General features: G+C 60.7%; 13 protein-coding genes. 2 read left to right on the top strand and 11 right to left on the bottom strand.

What is annotated here, in order from left to right; genetic code table 11:
- Window positions 1-39: 39 nt before the first annotated feature.
- From DCO47_RS19515 to DCO47_RS19485, 7 genes are all read right to left on the bottom strand, one after another.
- On the bottom strand, window positions 40-219 hold the full coding sequence (locus tag DCO47_RS19515; RefSeq protein WP_080902439.1) for a hypothetical protein: 180 nt from the start codon (window positions 217-219) through the stop codon (window positions 40-42).
- Window positions 216-1,346 (bottom strand): PepSY domain-containing protein, encoded by a 1,131-nt coding sequence (locus DCO47_RS19510; RefSeq protein ID WP_065616530.1) that lies wholly within the window; start codon window positions 1,344-1,346, stop codon window positions 216-218. Before DCO47_RS19510 ends, DCO47_RS19515 begins: the two co-directional genes overlap by 4 nt.
- A gap of 74 nt (window positions 1,347-1,420) precedes the next feature.
- Window positions 1,421-3,847: a TonB-dependent siderophore receptor gene (locus DCO47_RS19505; protein WP_116658722.1), complete on the bottom strand. Its 2,427-nt coding sequence runs from the start codon at window positions 3,845-3,847 to the stop codon at window positions 1,421-1,423.
- A gap of 210 nt (window positions 3,848-4,057) precedes the next feature.
- Window positions 4,058-5,029: a FecR domain-containing protein gene (locus tag DCO47_RS19500; RefSeq protein ID WP_116658721.1), complete on the bottom strand. Its 972-nt coding sequence runs from the start codon at window positions 5,027-5,029 to the stop codon at window positions 4,058-4,060.
- Window positions 5,026-5,502 carry an RNA polymerase sigma factor gene (locus DCO47_RS19495; RefSeq protein ID WP_231982541.1) on the bottom strand — a complete coding sequence of 159 codons (477 nt, stop codon included), beginning with the start codon at window positions 5,500-5,502 and terminating at the stop codon, window positions 5,026-5,028. The genes DCO47_RS19500 and DCO47_RS19495 overlap by 4 nt, the downstream gene beginning before the upstream one ends.
- 332 nt (window positions 5,503-5,834) lie before the next feature.
- The gene (locus DCO47_RS19490; RefSeq protein ID WP_116658720.1) at window positions 5,835-6,542 is read right to left on the bottom strand and encodes a PolC-type DNA polymerase III; all 708 of its coding nucleotides are present in this window, start codon (window positions 6,540-6,542) and stop codon (window positions 5,835-5,837) included.
- The gene (locus DCO47_RS19485) at window positions 6,539-8,473 is read right to left on the bottom strand and encodes a putative nucleotidyltransferase substrate binding domain-containing protein (RefSeq protein ID WP_305889190.1); all 1,935 of its coding nucleotides are present in this window, start codon (window positions 8,471-8,473) and stop codon (window positions 6,539-6,541) included. The genes DCO47_RS19490 and DCO47_RS19485 overlap by 4 nt, the downstream gene beginning before the upstream one ends.
- A 255-nt stretch (window positions 8,474-8,728) precedes the next feature.
- Between DCO47_RS19485 and DCO47_RS19480 the strand changes: the two genes are divergently transcribed.
- Window positions 8,729-9,175 (top strand): response regulator, encoded by a 447-nt coding sequence (locus tag DCO47_RS19480; RefSeq protein WP_064365296.1) that lies wholly within the window; start codon window positions 8,729-8,731, stop codon window positions 9,173-9,175.
- 64 nt (window positions 9,176-9,239) lie between these two features.
- On the opposite strand, the gene DCO47_RS19475 is transcribed toward DCO47_RS19480, so the two are convergent.
- The gene (locus DCO47_RS19475) at window positions 9,240-10,385 is read right to left on the bottom strand and encodes an integrase core domain-containing protein (protein WP_065616283.1); all 1,146 of its coding nucleotides are present in this window, start codon (window positions 10,383-10,385) and stop codon (window positions 9,240-9,242) included.
- Between the two features lie 356 nt (window positions 10,386-10,741).
- Window positions 10,742-12,919: a malate synthase G gene (locus tag DCO47_RS19470; RefSeq protein WP_116658718.1), complete on the bottom strand. Its 2,178-nt coding sequence runs from the start codon at window positions 12,917-12,919 to the stop codon at window positions 10,742-10,744.
- 481 nt (window positions 12,920-13,400) lie between these two features.
- Between DCO47_RS19470 and DCO47_RS19465 the strand changes: the two genes are divergently transcribed.
- Window positions 13,401-13,919 (top strand): glycine cleavage system protein R, encoded by a 519-nt coding sequence (locus DCO47_RS19465; protein ID WP_016772854.1) that lies wholly within the window; start codon window positions 13,401-13,403, stop codon window positions 13,917-13,919.
- A gap of 223 nt (window positions 13,920-14,142) precedes the next feature.
- On the opposite strand, the gene rarD is transcribed toward DCO47_RS19465, so the two are convergent.
- Together rarD and DCO47_RS19455 are read right to left on the bottom strand one after the other, a co-directional pair.
- On the bottom strand, window positions 14,143-15,030 hold the full coding sequence (gene rarD, locus DCO47_RS19460) for an EamA family transporter RarD (protein WP_041476730.1): 888 nt from the start codon (window positions 15,028-15,030) through the stop codon (window positions 14,143-14,145).
- A gap of 193 nt (window positions 15,031-15,223) precedes the next feature.
- A complete protein-coding gene (locus DCO47_RS19455) occupies window positions 15,224-16,198 on the bottom strand; it encodes a serine/threonine protein kinase (RefSeq protein ID WP_116658717.1) in 975 nt (324 codons plus the stop codon).
- Window positions 16,199-16,346: the final 148 nt, after the last annotated feature.

Genomic DNA, 16,346 nt, shown 5'->3' with positions numbered 1-16,346 from the left:
AGCAAAAGATCGCAGCGTTCCGCAGCTCCTACAAGGATTTCAGCTTCGCCGCATTAATCCCTTTATGGCCAAAACCGCGGGCACACCAAGCCCGACCCAGCTCAACGCATCCCAGATCCCGTCCCCCAGCAATGCCGCAAACAGCCCTGCCGCACTGAGCAGGGCGATGACGATCGGCGTGCTGAAGACTTTCCAGAAACTCGACTGACGCGGCTTCATGCCGAGGCCTCCGCCGTTTCCAGCACAGGCCTGGTCGCCTTGCGCCGCACCACCCACAGATACACACCACTGGCCAGAACGATGATCGTCAGCACATCCAGCGTCGCCCAGAGAATCTTCATCGGCATGCCGCCGTAGTCACCAAAATGCAGTGGCTGCGACATGCCCATGGCGTCCATGTACCACGGCCGTTCGGCCACGGCGGTGACCTGCAAGGTCGTGGCATCGATCAGCACCGGTGTCAGCAGGTGCGAAGTCAGGTGCGTGCCGCCCTTCATGAACACCGAGTAATGATGCTCGCTGGAAAAGCGTGTGCCGGGGAAGGCGATGAAATCCGGCTTCATCCCCGGGGCGACTTGCTCGGCGATGTCGAGCAAGCGTGTGGCCGGGGCCAGTTGCGTCAGCGGCGGTGCATCGCGATACGGTGCGATCAGGGTGGTCAGTGCGTCGTTGCGCCAGGCGGCAATCAGCAGATCGGCGCAGGCGCTGATCACTCCCGTCACGCCCACCACCAGGCACCAGGTCAGGGTCACGACGCCAATCAGATTGTGCAGATCGAGCCAGCGCAGCCTGGTCGACTTGTCCTGGCGCACGGTGCCGAATTTCAAGCGGCGCATGAACGGCAGGTACAGCACCGTGCCGGAGACGATGGCCACGACGAACAGCAGCCCCATGAACGCCAGCAGCAGCTTGCCCGGCAGCCCGGCAAACATGTCGACGTGCAGGCGCAGGATGAACAGCATCAAACCACCGTTGGCCGACGGGGTTTCCAGCGCTTCGCCAGTGCGTGCGTCGAGCATGAAGGTGTGCGAAGCGTTCGGCTCGGTGTCGGCGGTCTTGGCCATGATCGCGAACGCCGCGTTCGGCTCTTCGTCGTCATAGCCGAAGTACTGCATGACTTCGCCCGGGCGATGTTTCTGCGCGGCGTCGACCAGTTGCTGCAGGTTGAGTTGCGGCGTGTCGGCCGGCATCTCGCGCAGCTCCGGGGCGTTGCCCAGCAGATGATCGATCTCGTGGCTGAAAATCAGCGGCAGACCGGTCAGTGCCAGCATCAGTAGAAACACCGTGCAGATCAGGCTGGTCCAGGTGTGGATGAACGACCAGCGGCGGATGGTTTTACTTTTCATTGCATGACCTTCAAAAACACCAAAGCCGCCCGGTGCGGACGGCCTGGTAACAGGGCCTGTTTCAGCTCACCGGCTTACCACTTGTAAGTGGCGCTGGCGACGACGCTGCGCTGGTCGCCGTAGTAGCAGTAGAAGCTGTCGCAGGTGGAAATGTAGTCCTTGTCGAACAGGTTGGTCGCGTTCACTGCCAGCGACGCACCTTTGAGGCTGTTGTCCAGACGGCCCAGATCATAATGCACGCTGGCGTCGAACACGGTATAGGCATCGGCCTTGCCCAGCCAGGTGTTGGCCTTGTCGCCGTAAGTGTTGCCGGTGTAACGCACGCCGGCACCCACACCGAAACCGTCAAGCACGCCGCTGTGCCAGGTGTAGTCGGTCCACAGCGAGGCTTGCTGGTTGGGCATCAGTTGCAGGCGGTTGCCCTTGTCGACGCCTTTCTGCACTTCGGACTTGGCCAGGGTGTAGGCGGCGATGACCTTGAGGTTATCGGTCACATCTGACACGGCTTCGAGTTCCAGACCTTTGACCTTCACTTCACCCGTTTGACTGGTCACCGAGACGTTGTTGACGAAGGTGCTCACCGCGACATTCTTCTGGGTCAGGTCATACACGGCGGCGGTCAGCAGGGTCTTGCTGCCCGGCGGCAGGTATTTGATGCCCAGTTCCCACTGCTTGCCTTCGGTCGGCTTGAGCGAGCCGGTTGAGGTGACATTGGCGCCCGTGGTCGGCTGGAAGGATTCGGCGTAGGACAGGTACGGCACGAAGCCGTTGTCGAAGACGTAGCTGAGCGCCGCATTGCCGCTGAATTTTTTGTCGCGCTGGGTATTGGTCGCATCGCTCTGGTTGATGAACTTGGTGCTGGTGTGCACCCAGTCTTCACGACCGCCGAGAGTCAGACGCCACTGATCTAGGGCCATCTGATCCTGCACGTAGAGGCCGGTCTGGTAGGTCTTCTGGTTGTAATCGTAAAACGCGGTGGAACGCGCTGGACGTATGATCGGCTGGCCGTAGATTGGCGTAATCACGTTGGTCGGCAGGCCATCACCGAAAATCGAGGTGTAGTTGGTGTTGTTGCGCTGGTGATCCAGACCCAGCAGCAAGGTGTGGCGGATATCGCCGGTGGCGAAGTCGGCCTGGAAGTTGTTGTCCACGGCAAACTGGCTGATGTCTTCATCGACGCTGGTGCTGGTGCGGCCGACGTTGCCCTGTTCATCCACGGTGGTGAACGGGTAGGAGCCGGGCGTCAGCGACTGGAACGACAGGTCCGACTTGGTGTAGCGCAGGTTCTGCTTGAACTGCCAGACATCGTTCAGCCGATGTTCGAAGGCGTAGCCCAGCGCATAGTAGGTGCGGTCGTAGTATTCCCAATCCGGATCGCCGAGATTCTTGTGATGGGAAATGTCGCCGAACGGCGAATTGATCTTCGTGCCCTGGATCGGCAGAAACTGGCTGGTGATGCCCGTGTCGTCACGGGTGAACTGGCTCAGCAGGGTGAATCGGGTGTCGTCGTCGATGTTCCAGGTCAGGCTCGGTGCGATGTTGTAGCGCTTGTTGTCGACGTGATCGACCTGCGTGCCACTGTCGCGCACCACGCCACTGAGGCCATAGAGAAACTGCCCAGCGTCATCGATCTTGCCGGTGCTGGCGAAGTTGATCTGGCGGTGGTTGTCGCTGCCGTACTGCAGCTGGATTTCGTTGCTGGCCTCGGCACTCGGGCGGCGGCTGACCATGTCGAGCAAACCGCCCGGCGGGGTCTGGCCGTACACCGACGAGGCCGGGCCACGAAGCAGGGCGAGGCGGTCGAGGTTCCAGGTTTCCTGCTTCGGGTTGGCGTACACGCCCTTTGGCAGCGGCAGGCCATCGAGGAACTGGGTCGGCTCGAAACCGCGTACGCGCAGCCAGTCGGCGCGGGTGTCGCTGCCGTAGCTGCTGGCGGTGATGCCCGGCATGTAGCGCACCGCGTCATCGAGGCTGTGCACGCTGCGATCGTCCATCTGCTGACGGGTCGCCACCGAGATCGAACGCGGTGCTTCGACCAGTGCGGTGTCGGTCTTGGTGCCGGCGGCGGTGCGGGTCGCGGTGTAGCCTTCGACCGGGCCCCAGGCACTTTCGAGATTTTCCACGCCGATGACCGAGGTTTCCGGCAGGGCCAGCGTGCCTTCAGGCACCGCCACCAGGGTGTAGGTGCCGGCGCTGCTTTGCTCCAGTTGCAGACCGCTGCCGCGCAGAGCCGCGCGCAGGGCGCCGGCGGCGTCGTACTGGCCGTTGACGGGCGCCGAGGTCTTGCCTGCTGCCAGTGCCGGATCGAGCGACAGGGCGAGGCCGCCCTGGCTGGCGATCTGGTTCAGCGTGGTCGACAGCGGCGCCGCCGGCAGGTTGTAGGCGCGCACGCTGGACGTTTGCTCAGCGGCGAGCAACGCAGTGCTGATCAGCGGCGTGCCGAAAGCGATGGCAAAAGCCAGCAGACTGGGGCGCAACAAGGTGTCTGGCGAACGGGACATACGGCGGCTCCTGAATGGAAATATTTCTCAATTGCCTGTGTGCCGGATGAAAATCGAAAAGTGATAGGGCTGGGTGAAATTCTTTTTTTTTGCAGGAAATGGTTGTGCGGCTGATGGCGCCTTCGCGAGCAGGCTCGCTCCTACAAGGGAACGCATTCCAATTGTAGGAGTGAGCCTGCTCGCGATAGCCCTTTCACAGACGGCGAATTTTTAAGGTTTAACCTCAGCCTTCGCCACGGTGACCCAATACGGCGTATGCCGCTCGATCTGCACCGGCAAGGTCGGCAGCAAAGCGCTCAGTGCCTTGTCGGTGTCGTGCAGCGGAAAGCTGCCGGTAATGCGCAGATCGGCCACCTCCGGCGTCACGCCGAGATGCCCGCGGCGGTAGCGCCCCAGCTCATGCACCAGATCGCCCAGTCGCGCGTTGTCGACCACCAGCATGCCGCGCGTCCAGGCATCGGCGCCGGGGGCGAGGGCGGCAATCGAGCTAAGCCCGTCACTGCGCAGCAGCACCTGCTGGCCTTCGCGCAGAATCTGTTCTTGCGGGTTCGCCTGGGCATGGGCCGCGACCGCCGAGTGCAATACGCTCAGGCGCGTGCCGTCATCCTCGCGCTTGACCAGAAACCGCGTGCCCAGCGCGCGCATGCTGCCTTCGCGGGTTTCGACGATAAAGGGCCGCGCATCGCCATGCCCGGTTTCGACGAGGATTTCCCCTTCCTGCAGCACGATCAAACGGCGCTGGTCATCGAAGCGTACGTCGACCGCGCTGTGCGTATTGAGGTTGAGCAGGGTGCCGTCGGACAGGCGCACGGTGCGCTGTTCGCCGGTGGCGGTGCGCTGATCGGCGAGCCAGTAATCGAGCGGCAGATAGCGCTCACTCACGAACAGCCCCAGACCGATCACCGCCACGACACTGGCCAGCCCGCTGCCGAGTTTGCGCACGCGCCGGCGAATGCCTTCGCGCGATTGCAGCAACGCACTGCGCGCCGGGCCCTTGGCGACGCTGAAACGCTGATCGAGCATGCCCAACTGGCGCCAGGCGCGGGCGTGTTCTTCATGGGCCGCGTGCCATTTGGCGAACTCCTCGCGTTCCAGCGCGGTGCTCGAATCGAGGGTCAATTGCCAGGCAATTGCCGCGTCCAGCACATGGGCCGGCACCGGGCGCGAACTGGCCGCGGTCATGTCGGCTCACCGTAAAGAGCGATGTAGCACTGGCGCAGGCCTTGGGCCAGATACTGCCGCACGCGCGGCACCGAGACGCCGAGTTTGCCGGCGATCTCGGCGTGGCTGAGGCCGTCGAGGCGGTTATACAGAAACGCTGCGCGAGCCTTGGTCGACAGCTTGCCGAGCAGGCGATCGATGGCCTTGAGGTCGTCGAGGATCATTTGCTGTTCTTCCACCGATGGCTGTTCGCCCTCGGGGATCAGCATCAGTTCGGTGAGATAGGCCTGTTCCAGCGCGGCGCGGCGGAAGTAGTCGAACAACAGGCCTTTGGCGATCGCCACCAGAAACGCTCGCGGCTCGCGCGGCGTCAGCAATTCGCCGCGGTTGAGCAGGCGTACAAAAGTGTCCTGACTCAAGTCTTCGGCGCGCTGCGGACACGCCACATTGCGCCGCAACCACGCCAGCAGCCAACCGCGATGGTCGCGATACATCGCACCGACGAGCTCACTGTGGGGGTTGGGCACTGACGACACCGGACATCACCGATTGGGAAATGTTAACTAACGAGAATAGTTCGCGATTCTGGCAGAGGTGGGAATGGTTAGCAATTGGCCACTGGTCAGGTGGTGAATCAAGGGCAGACCCTCACCCTAGCCCTCTCCCGGAGGGAGAGGGGACTGATTGGGGGATATTCTGGAGGTACACCGACCTGAGCGATCTTCAGTGAATCCATAATCGACTCGATTTCTCAGGTAAATGAAAAGCCCGAGACACTTCGGTCGGCTCCCTCTCCCTCTGGGAGAGGGCTGGGGTGAGGGTGCTTCTAAAAAGAAGGCGCCTGCTGCCTTCGCTTCCACTGACTCAACCGCTGTTGCAGATTCAATGGACTGTATATCTGCTGCGCCCGCGCCCTGCTGAACAGAATCAATGCCAGTTCCGCCGTGGCCAGCGCATCGGCACTCGCGTTATGCCGTTCGAACACTTCAAGCCGGAACCACTCGATCCACTCATCCAGCCCCGCCTCGCGAATCTGCGCCTGCGGACACAGCAGCGGGGCGAGATCCGCCACATCCAGAAACACATGTTGCAGCTTGTGCCCCAGATGCTCCTTGAGCGCACGCCCGAGCATGTGCTGATCGAACGGCGCATGAAACGCCAGCACCGGGCTGTCGCCGACAAATTCCAGCAACTCCAGCAACGCTTCGGCCGGGTCGCTGCCTGCGGCGATCGCATTTGGCCCGAGGCCATGAATCAGCACGCTGGGGCTGAGCTTCAATTCCCGACATTGCAGGGTCCTTTCGAACTGCTGGCGGAAATCGATTGCGCCGTCCTCGATAGCCACGGCGCCGATCGACAACACCCGGTCCTTGTTGAGGTTGAGGCCGGTGGTTTCCAGGTCCAGCACCACCCAGCGCTGCTCGCGCAGGCTGCATTCGCTCAGCTCGGTGATGCTTGGCAATTGCGCCAGTCGCTGCGCAAATGCGGCCGGCACTACGGGACTGGCCGGGCGCAGCCAGGAAAACAGGCTCATAGCTGATACCGCAAGGTGAGGCTGCTTTGCAGTCGCTGCGCCTGCCGCAGGGATTCGCGCAGGATGCGTCGGTCGAGGTGATTGAGGCTGTCGGGATCGACGCGGTTGGAGTACGGCTGGTTCTCCCGGGTCTGGAGCTGGTGCTGCTGCATCCGCGTTTGCTGAATGAAGTGATAGGCCTCTTCATACGCCGCGCCGTCGAGCGGTTCGATGACTTGTTTATCGACCAATTGGCGGAAGCGTTCGAGGGTGTTGTTGGCGTCGATGCCGTTGGCCAGCGCCAGCAGACGGGCGCCGTCGACGAATGGCGTCAGGCCCTGGATTTTCAGATCCAGCGTAGCCTTCTCGCCGTTCTTGCGTGCCAGCACAAATTCCCGGAAACGCCCAACGGGAGGGCGATTACGCAACGCGTTCTCGGCCAGCATGCGCTGGAACAAACGGTTGTCACCGACCTGATCGAGAATGCCCCGGCGCAATTGCTCGCAGCCTTGCTCATCGCCCCAGACCACCCGCAGGTCGAAATAAATGCTCGAGCCGAGCAGATTCTCCGGCGTGGCTTCGCGGATGAACGCCGCAAAGCGTCGCGCCCACTCGGCCCGCGACAGACACAGCTCGGGATTGCCGGCCATGATGTTGCCCTTGCATAGAGTGAAGCCACACTGCGCCAGGATCTGATTGATCTGCTGGGCGATCGGCAGCAGCTTGCCGCGAATTTCCGCCGCGTGCGCCGCATCGCGAGCGTCGAAGAGAATGCCGTTGTCCTGATCGGTGTGCAGCGTCTGCTCGCGCCGGCCTTCGCTGCCGAAACACAGCCAACTGAACGGCACGCCGGGGTCGCCTTTCTCGGCCAGGGTCAGTTCGATGACCCGGCACACCGTGTGATCGTTGAGCAACGTAATGATGTGGGTGATCTGCGTCGACGACGCGCCGTGAGCGAGCATGCGTTCGACCAGTTGACCGATCTCGCCGCGCAGGGTCACCAGTTGCTCGACTCGCTGAGCACTGCGGATGGTTCGCGCAAGGTGCACCAGATCGACCCGTTGCAGGGAGAACAGATCACGCTCGGAAACCACCCCGCACAGGCGCTGATCCTTGACCAGACACACATGCGCGATATGCCGCTCGGTCATGGCGATCGCCGCATCGAATGCGCTGTGATCCGGCGACAGATAAAACGGCGATCGGGTCATGTGCTGTTCGATGGCGTCGCTGAAATCGCCGACACCTTCGGCCACCACATGGCGCAAATCGCGCAGGGTAAAAATCCCCAGCGGCACCTTCTGCTCATCCACCGCGACGATGCTGCCGACCTGTTGCTCGTGCATCAGCTTCACCGCTTCACGCAGTGGAGTGTCGGCGCTGCAGGTCACCGGATGACGCATCGCCAGTTCACCGAGGCGGGTGTTCAGCGAGTACTGGGTGCCGAGGGTCTCCACGGCTTTTTGCTGGACTTGCTGGTTGACCTGATCGAGCAGGCTGCTGACTCCGCGCAGGGCGAAGTCGCGGAAGGTGCTGGAGAGGGCGAACAGTTTGATGAACGCCAGTTTGTTCAGTTGCAGGCAAAAGGTGTCTTCGCCCGCCAGATGTTCGGTGCGGGTGGCGCGCTCACCGAGCAGCGCAGCCAGCGGAAAGCATTCGCCGGTGGTGATTTCGAACGTGGTTTCTGTGCCGGGCCTGGTGATGTGCTGGCGTTCGCCGACCACCCGACCCTGTTTGACGATATGAAAGTGTTCGACCGGGCCGTAGGCCGGTTTGATGATGCTCTCGCCCTGGGCAAAAAAACGCAGCTGACATTGCTCCACCAGATAGGCGAGGTGGGCGTGTTCCATCTGATTGAAGGGCGGGAAGCGCTGAAGGAATTGCAGGGTGCCCTGAATATTCTGCAAAACCGCGGTTTTCCCTGCCTGGGTGAAGGCGTCCGCTTTGCTCATAACCATTACCGCAGTCTTTTTCGAATTGTTGTTGTCGGATCGTTGCGGCCATGGTCGACCCCGACGGGCAGGGTGCCCATTGGACGTAAGTCTAGGTTTTGCCACCATCGGCCGATTTTCGGAAATAACCTACGCAAAAGCTCGGAAAAGCTCGTCGTAGCCCCTTGGAAAAAAATCCGACGAAGTGCACATTGAAGCGCTGTCCGGCGATGTCTGACGACTTGCCAGGGATTGATTGAACATTTAGAGAGCGCCATGTCCGACCACGATATTTTGAGCGACGCCGAGCGTGAAGCGCTCAGCGCAGTGATGCTCGAACCCGATCTGCCGCCGCAGCGTGTCCTGATCGTCGACGACGACAAGGATGCCCGCGAGCTGTTGTCGGAGATCCTCGCGCTCGATGGCATTCATTGCATGACCGCAGCCAGCGGTGAGACCGCGCTGAAAATGCTTGAGCAAAAGCCCTCGATCGGGCTGGTGATTACCGATCTGCGCATGGGCAATGTCGATGGCCTCGACCTGATCCGCCAGGTGCGCGAATCGGTGCGCGCGGCGATGCCGATCATCATTGTCTCCGGCGATGCCGACGTGAAAGACGCGATCGAGGCGATGCATCTGAGCGTGGTGGATTTTCTGCTCAAGCCGATTGATACGGGGAAGCTGCTTGGGCTGGTCAAACACGAATTGGGCATAGAACCCTAGAAGCCCCTCACTGTAGAGACCGGTACATCCTTTACAAATTAGACCGGGGACATCGTTTACACCTTTACAGGCTTGCTACGCGTTTAGCACCGCGTTCAAGCCTGCCTAAACAGTGGCTGCAAAGGTACAGCTCCCAAGCGTCGTCAGCCACTTCCTTCAGCGCGATGTCCTCTCCAATCAAAGCCTCTCCAAGAAAAATCAGCTGTCCTTTCCATTTGATTTCGCCATTTGACCGAACCTTGCGTACTTCAACATCAGAGCCGTATTCAAGCGCAGGCAAGTAACCGGGATAAGCACGTACCGATGGGCTATAGACCGAAGCCGGCGGTTTCATGCCCAGCGCGGTGTGCGGTCGGTGGTGGTTGAAGTCCTGGACAAAATCCTGAAAAGCCAGCTGTTGGCGCACCAGGTTTTCTGCCGGTGGCACTGCTGCCTTTAGCGTTCGATGCATCCGTTCATGTCGGCCATTTTGGTCGGGGCGGCCAGGCGTAATCGTTTCGACATGGATTCCAAGCCTGATGAACCAAACCGATAACTTCGAAAGTCGCGCCAGACCTGTCGACGCGAAAGGAGCGCCATTGTCAGTGCGGATCACATCCGGCAGCCCATATTCTCGAAAAGCCCACTCAAAGCCTTCCCGCGTCGGCGCCCCGTGCGTACTGGGCAAAGCGCGACAGACGAATAAAAAGCGGCTCATCTGATCGGTAATGGTCAGCGGATAGCACCAATTACCGTCCTGCATTTTGAACTGCCCTTTGTAATCAGCGCACCAAGTCTGGTTGGGCGCGTCGACCGGACGCAAATGCGTCGGAGCACGGGGACGTGGGGGATAAGGTCGTCGCGCCATGACCAAACCAGCTTTCTTCAACCATTCTCCGGCAGTACTCGCCGCCGGCCACTGGATATGCGGATCAGAAACGCGCAGGCGATCAATGATCTGCTTGGGCCCCCGATCGGGATGTTCGTTTTTCTTGGCCAGCAACTTGGCGATGATTTCATCGTCGGTTTGATGAGGGCAGTTCAGCGGCTTACGCGACTGCTCTTTCAAGCCATCTATGCCCAACGCTGCATATCGTTCCAGCCACTTGTCGATGGTGGGCCGGCTGACGCCATACCGCCGGCTTAACTGGCTTTTGCTGTAGCTGCCGCTAAGCCAATCGCTGATTAACTTCACTCGTTGATCCATTGGGGACTCTTGTTTCCAGGGCATGGTCAGCACCTCCTGACCATGATTGATACCTGTAAACCATGTCCCCGGTCTCAAACGTAAAGGATGTACCCGGTCTTTACCTCACCCTGGCCCTCTCCCAGAGGGAGAGGGGACCGATTGTGGAGAATTCGAGGCTTCCATTGACCTGAACGTCCACAACCGAATCCATAATCGACATCGATCTTTCAGGTCGATGCATGGCGCAAGACGACGCGGTCGGCTCCCTCTCCCTCTGGGAGAGGGCTGGGGTGAGGGTATCGATCTCGCCGTCTACGCCAAGCCGACGCCGAGCACATAAACAAAAAAGGCCCTGATCTCTCGATCAGGGCCTTTTTCATTTCAACCATCAACCCAAGTTACAGACCATTCTTGGCCTTGAACTCGCGACGACGACGGTGCAGCACCGGCTCGGTGTAGCCATTGGGCTGTTTGGTGCCTTCGATCACCAGTTCGACCGCCGCCTGGAAGGCGATGTTGCTGTCGAAGTCCGGTGCCAGCGGGCGATACAGCGGGTCGTTGGCGTTCTGGCGGTCGACCACCGGCGCCATGCGCTTGAGGCTTTCCATCACTTGCTCTTGGGTGACGATACCGTGGCGCAGCCAGTTGGCGATGTGTTGGCTGGAGATACGCAGCGTCGCACGGTCTTCCATCAGGCCGACGTCGTTGATGTCCGGCACTTTCGAGCAGCCGACACCCTGGTCGATCCAGCGCACCACGTAACCGAGAATGCCTTGGGCGTTGTTGTCCAGTTCGTTCTTGATCTGCTCCGGCGTCCAGCTCGGGTTGACCGCCAGCGGGATGGTCAGAATGTCGTCCACCGAGGCGCGGGCACGTTTGGCCAGTTCGGCCTGACGCGCAAACACGTCGACCTTGTGGTAGTGCAGCGCGTGCAGCGCAGCGGCGGTCGGCGACGGCACCCAGGCAGTGTTGGCGCCGGCCAGCGGGTGAGCGATTTTCTGTTCGAGCATCGCGGCCATCAGATCCGGCATCGCCCACATGCCCTTACCGATTTGCGCACGACCTTGCAGGCCGGTGCTCAGACCGATATCGACGTTCCAGTTTTCGTAGGCGCCGATCCACTTCTCGGCCTTCATGTCAGCCTTGCGCACCACCGGGCCGGCTTCCATGGAGGTGTGGATTTCGTCGCCGGTGCGGTCGAGGAAACCGGTGTTGATAAACACCACGCGCTCGCTGGCCGCCTTGATGCAGGCCTTGAGGTTGACCGTGGTGCGGCGTTCCTCGTCCATGATCCCGACTTTCAGGGTGTTGCGCGGCAGGCGCAGGACATCTTCGATACGCCCGAACAGCTCGTTGGTGAACGCCGCTTCTTCCGGGCCGTGCATCTTCGGTTTGACGATGTACACCGAACCGGTGCGGGTGTTGCGCCGCGAGGTGTTGCCATTGAGGTTGTGCATCGCCGCCAGGCAAGTCACCAGACCGTCGAGGATACCTTCCGGTACTTCGTTGCCTTGACTGTCGAGGATCGCGTCGATGGTCATCAGGTGACCGACGTTGCGCACGAACAACAGCGAACGGCCGTGCAGCGTCACTTCACCGCCATTCGGCGCGGTGTAGGTGCGATCCGGGTTCATGGTGCGGGTGAAGGTCTGGCCGCCCTTGGCGACTTCTTCCGACAGATCGCCCTTCATCAGGCCGAGCCAGTTGCGGTAGATCACCACTTTGTCGTCGGCATCAACGGCGGCCACGGAGTCTTCGCAGTCCATGATCGTGGTCAGCGCCGCTTCCATGAGGATGTCTTTGACGCCGGCGGCATCGGTCTGGCCGACCGGAGTGCTGCCGTCGATCTGGATTTCGAAGTGCAGGCCGTTGTGCTTGAGCAGCACCGCGATCGGCGCGTTGGCGTCGCCCTGGAAGCCGATCAGTTGAGCATCATCGCGCAGGCCGCTGTTGCTGCCGCCCTTCAGCGTCACGACGAGTTTGCCGTCAGCGATCTTGTAGCCAGTCGAATCGACGTGGGAGCCAGCGGCCAGGGGTGCGGCTTCGTCGAGGAAGGCGCGGGCGAAGGCGATGACTTTGTCGCCACGCACCTTGTTGTAGCCTTTGCCTTTTTCCGCGCCGCCGTCTTCGCTGATCGCGTCGGTGCCGTAGAGCGCGTCGTACAGCGAACCCCAGCGGGCGTTCGAGGCATTGAGGGCGAAGCGCGCATTCATCACCGGCACGACCAGTTGCGGTCCGGCGGTACGGGCGATTTCATCATCGACGTTTTGCGTCGTGGCCTGGAAATCAGCCGCTTCTGGCAGCAGATAACCGATCTCTTGCAGGAAAGCTTTGTAGGCCACGGCGTCGTGCGCCTGGCCGGCATGCTGCTGATGCCAGGCATCGATGCGCGCCTGGAAGTCATCGCGTTTGGCGAGTAGGGCTTTGTTCTTCGGCGCCAGGTCGTGAATGACCTTGTCGGCACCTTCCCAGAATTGTTCGGCGGTGAGGCCGGTACCGGGAATGGCTTCGTTGTTCACGAAGTCGAACAGGACTTTGGCGACCTGCAGGCCACCGACTTGAACGTGTTCAGTCATTGCTTGCCTCACTCTGCTCAGCTATTTCGCTTTTCAGCTCGTCAATTTAACAATGAAGCTTCTGGCCATTTAAACCACAAACCTGCCGACCAGTACATGCCATTGCTGGCGGCTGGGCTAGGACCAATCAACGGCTTGGAGGCCTTGCTGACGGGGCTTTCAGGGTTGCGAAGGGCCTTGGGCAGACATCGATCCAGCGTTATGTAGTGCGCGCTGCGGCATACTACATGATGAGTTGCGCTTGTGAAAATCAGACTAATTACGTCGTTCTGCGACCTCATGACGCATTGCGGTCACGTCGCGGAACGGGATGTTCTCAAAAAAGCATTGGATTGTTCCAGCTAAATATCGAAAGTTGTACACATAAGTGCTGCTCAGGCTGCCTCGCCACAGATTCTGCGCAGCGGTTGGCCCATCCAGACCAATCCTCTTGCCTATACTTGCCCTTCGATAACAAAAGTCATGACAAGAGGGCTGCGCCATGGACCATCTCGTACTCACCGTTTTCGCTCCGGACAAGCCCGGGCAGGTCGAGCGCATCGCCCAATGCATCGCCGAGCACGGCGGCAATTGGCTGGAAAGTCGCATGTCACGGATGGCCGGGCAGTTCGCCGGGATCCTGCGCGTGGGCGTGCCGGCGGAGGCTTACGACGAATTGGTCGATGCCTTGCAAGCGTTGTCGGCACATGGCATTCGTGTGTTGATTGCCGAAAGCGGTGTCGAGCAGTCCTGCACGTGGAAACCGATCGCCATGGAACTGGTCGGTAATGATCGCCCGGGTATCGTCCGCGATATCACCCGGCTGTTGAGCGAGCAGGGCGTGAATCTGGAACGGCTGGTGACTGAGGTGCGCCCGGCACCGATGAGCAGCGAGCCGCTGTTTCACGCCGAGGCGATTCTGGCGGTGCCGCTGACCCTGTCGTTGGATGTGTTGCAGGCGCGCCTGGAAACCCTGGCGGATGATCTGATGGTCGAACTGGTGTTACGCACAGAGGTTTAATCGCTGCGAGGGTTATTCAGGTTTAACGTGCACCTGCCTGTGGATAACCTGTAGAGACAGACCGCCACGCCACGTGGGGCTTGGCTTTGCGCCCCTTGATCAAAAAACCGCCAACATTCAGTGACTTGCGCACAAATGGCGGGGATCACGTTGTGGATAACCTTGGGAAGGAACGATGCAGGCCACGGAAATCGTGGCCTGTGGAGGTTTGTGCGTTTTTTGATCAGGCGCGCCGACGCAGACTTATCCACGCATCAACGCTATAAACCGCCAGACCGGCCCAGATAAACATGAACGCGACCAGCGTGCTGGACGACAAATGCTCGCCAAACAGCAGCACCGCTTGCAGCAGCACCAGGGTCGGCGCGATGTATTGCAGGAAGCCAATGGTGGTGTAGGGCAGATGGCGGGTGGCGGCGTTGAAACATACCAGCGGTACCAGCGTGACCGGGCCGGCAGCCACCAGCCACCACGCCTCGGACGTAGTCCAGAAGGCAGGTTGCACGCTGGTCGCCGTCTGATTGAACAGCAACCACGCAATCGCGATCGGCACCAGCATCCAGGTTTCCACGACCAACCCCGGCAACGCCTTGACCGGCGCCTGTTTACGGATCAAGCCGTAAAAACCGAAGGTCAGCGCCAATGCCAGCGACACCCACGGCAGACTGCCCACCTGCCACACCTGCTGCGCCACACCGATGGCAGCCAGCCCGACCGCGACCCACTGCATGCGCCGCAGTCGCTCACCGAGAATCACCATGCCCAGCAGCACGTTGACCAGCGGATTGATGTAGTAACCCAGACTCGCCTCAAGCATGCGGCCGTTGTTCACCGACCAGACGTAGGTCAGCCAGTTGGCCGCGATCAGCGTGCCGCTCAAGGCCAGAATGGCCAGGCGCTTGGGGTTGTCGAGCAGCTCGCGCAGCCAGCCCGGGTGTTTCCACACCATCAGCAGCAACGCACCGAACAACGCCGACCACAGCACCCGATGGATGATGATCTCGACGGCCGGGACTTCGGCGATGGCTTTGAAATAGATCGGGAACAGGCCCCAGATGATGTAGGCGCTCAGGCCCAGAATGTACCCGCGACGCGGGTTGGCGGCTTGCATGCAGAATCCTTGCTCAGGCAACTGACAAAGGAGGGATTGTAAGGAGATTTGTCTGCAAGTGAGTTGTGAATTTGTGAACACCGGACAAATGTAGGAGTGAGCCTGCTCGCGATAGCGAACGGACATTCAACATTGATGTTGGCTGACCCGACGCTGTCGCGAGCAGGCTCACTCCTACAGGGGGCGGGGTGAATCAGAAGAGTTTCAGCGGCTCTTCATTGAGCGCCGACAACTGTTCACGCAAGGCCAGCACCTGGTCGCCCCAATACCGCTCCGTGCCAAACCACGGAAAGCTGTGCGGGAACGCCGGGTCATCCCAGCGCCGGGCCAGCCAGGCGCTGTAGTGCATCAGGCGCAGGGCGCGCAGCGGTTCGATCAGTGCCAGTTCGCGCGGGTCGAAATCGTGGAATTCGTTGTAGCCGTCCATCAATTCCGACAACTGCCCCAGGCACTCCTGGCGATTGCCGGCGAGCATCATCCAGATGTCCTGCACCGCCGGGCCCATGCGGCAGTCGTCGAGGTCGACGATGTGGAACATCTCGTCGCGGCACATCATGTTGCCGGGGTGACAATCACCGTGCATGCGAATGTTCTGATGCGGCGTGGCGGCGTAGACATCTTCCACGCGTTTGAGCAGGTCGCGGGCAACCGACTCGTACGCCGGCAGCAAACTTTTGGGGATGAAGTTGCCTTCGAGCAGGGTGTTCAGCGAAGCATGGCCGAAGTTCTCCACGGCGAGGGCTTCGCGGTGCTTGAACGGCTTGGTGCCGCCCACCGCATGCATGCGCCCGAGCAACTGGCCGAGGCGATACAGCTGATCAAGGTTGCCCGGCTCCGGCGCGCGCCCACCCCGGCGCGGAAACAGGGTGAAGCGGAAACCCGCGTGCTCATGCAGGGTTTCGCCGTTGTGGATCAGCGGCGCCACCACAGGGATGTCGATGTCGGCCAGTTCGAAGGTGAACTGGTGTTCCTCGAGGATGGCCTCGTTGGTCCAGCGCTGCGGACGGTAGAACTTGGCGATCAGCGGCTCGGAGTCTTCGATACCGACCTGATAGACACGGTTTTCGTAGCTGTTGAGCGCCAGAATGCGCGCGTCGCTGAGGAAACCGATGCTTTCAACGGCATCCAGGACAAGATCGGGGGTGAGGGTTTCAAACGGGTGGGCCATGCTGACTCCTGCGCGCAGCAGGCTGCTGCGTCCGGCTCGGCATGGTAGCGCAGATGGCAGCGCGAAGGTGGTTGGTGTCTGGTCTGGCCTATTCGCGAGCAGGCTCGCTCCCACATTGAAATGCGATCCTCTGTGGGAGCGAGCCTGC

Origin of the sequence: Pseudomonas sp. NDM, from assembly GCF_003105095.1 — a bacterium.
GTDB lineage: Bacteria > Pseudomonadota > Gammaproteobacteria > Pseudomonadales > Pseudomonadaceae > Aquipseudomonas > Aquipseudomonas moraviensis_A.
Note: the sequence above shows the minus strand (reverse complement) of the source record. Positions and strands in the feature narration are given on the sequence as shown.

Coding starts and splice junctions, on each gene's coding strand:
- DCO47_RS19510 (WP_065616530.1), bottom strand. CDS start 1,346: ATGAAAAGTAAAACCATCCGCCGCTGGTCGTTCATCCACACCTGGACC.
- rarD (WP_041476730.1), bottom strand. CDS start 15,030: ATGCAAGCCGCCAACCCGCGTCGCGGGTACATTCTGGGCCTGAGCGCC.
- DCO47_RS19515 (WP_080902439.1), bottom strand. CDS start 219: ATGAAGCCGCGTCAGTCGAGTTTCTGGAAAGTCTTCAGCACGCCGATC.
- DCO47_RS19485 (WP_305889190.1), bottom strand. CDS start 8,473: ATGAGCAAAGCGGACGCCTTCACCCAGGCAGGGAAAACCGCGGTTTTG.
- DCO47_RS19500 (WP_116658721.1), bottom strand. CDS start 5,029: ATGACCGCGGCCAGTTCGCGCCCGGTGCCGGCCCATGTGCTGGACGCG.
- DCO47_RS19480 (WP_064365296.1), top strand. CDS start 8,729: ATGTCCGACCACGATATTTTGAGCGACGCCGAGCGTGAAGCGCTCAGC.
- DCO47_RS19490 (WP_116658720.1), bottom strand. CDS start 6,542: ATGAGCCTGTTTTCCTGGCTGCGCCCGGCCAGTCCCGTAGTGCCGGCC.
- DCO47_RS19505 (WP_116658722.1), bottom strand. CDS start 3,847: ATGTCCCGTTCGCCAGACACCTTGTTGCGCCCCAGTCTGCTGGCTTTT.
- DCO47_RS19455 (WP_116658717.1), bottom strand. CDS start 16,198: ATGGCCCACCCGTTTGAAACCCTCACCCCCGATCTTGTCCTGGATGCC.
- DCO47_RS19470 (WP_116658718.1), bottom strand. CDS start 12,919: ATGACTGAACACGTTCAAGTCGGTGGCCTGCAGGTCGCCAAAGTCCTG.
- DCO47_RS19465 (WP_016772854.1), top strand. CDS start 13,401: ATGGACCATCTCGTACTCACCGTTTTCGCTCCGGACAAGCCCGGGCAG.
- DCO47_RS19495 (WP_231982541.1), bottom strand. CDS start 5,502: ATGTATCGCGACCATCGCGGTTGGCTGCTGGCGTGGTTGCGGCGCAAT.
- DCO47_RS19475 (WP_065616283.1), bottom strand. CDS start 10,385: ATGCCCTGGAAACAAGAGTCCCCAATGGATCAACGAGTGAAGTTAATC.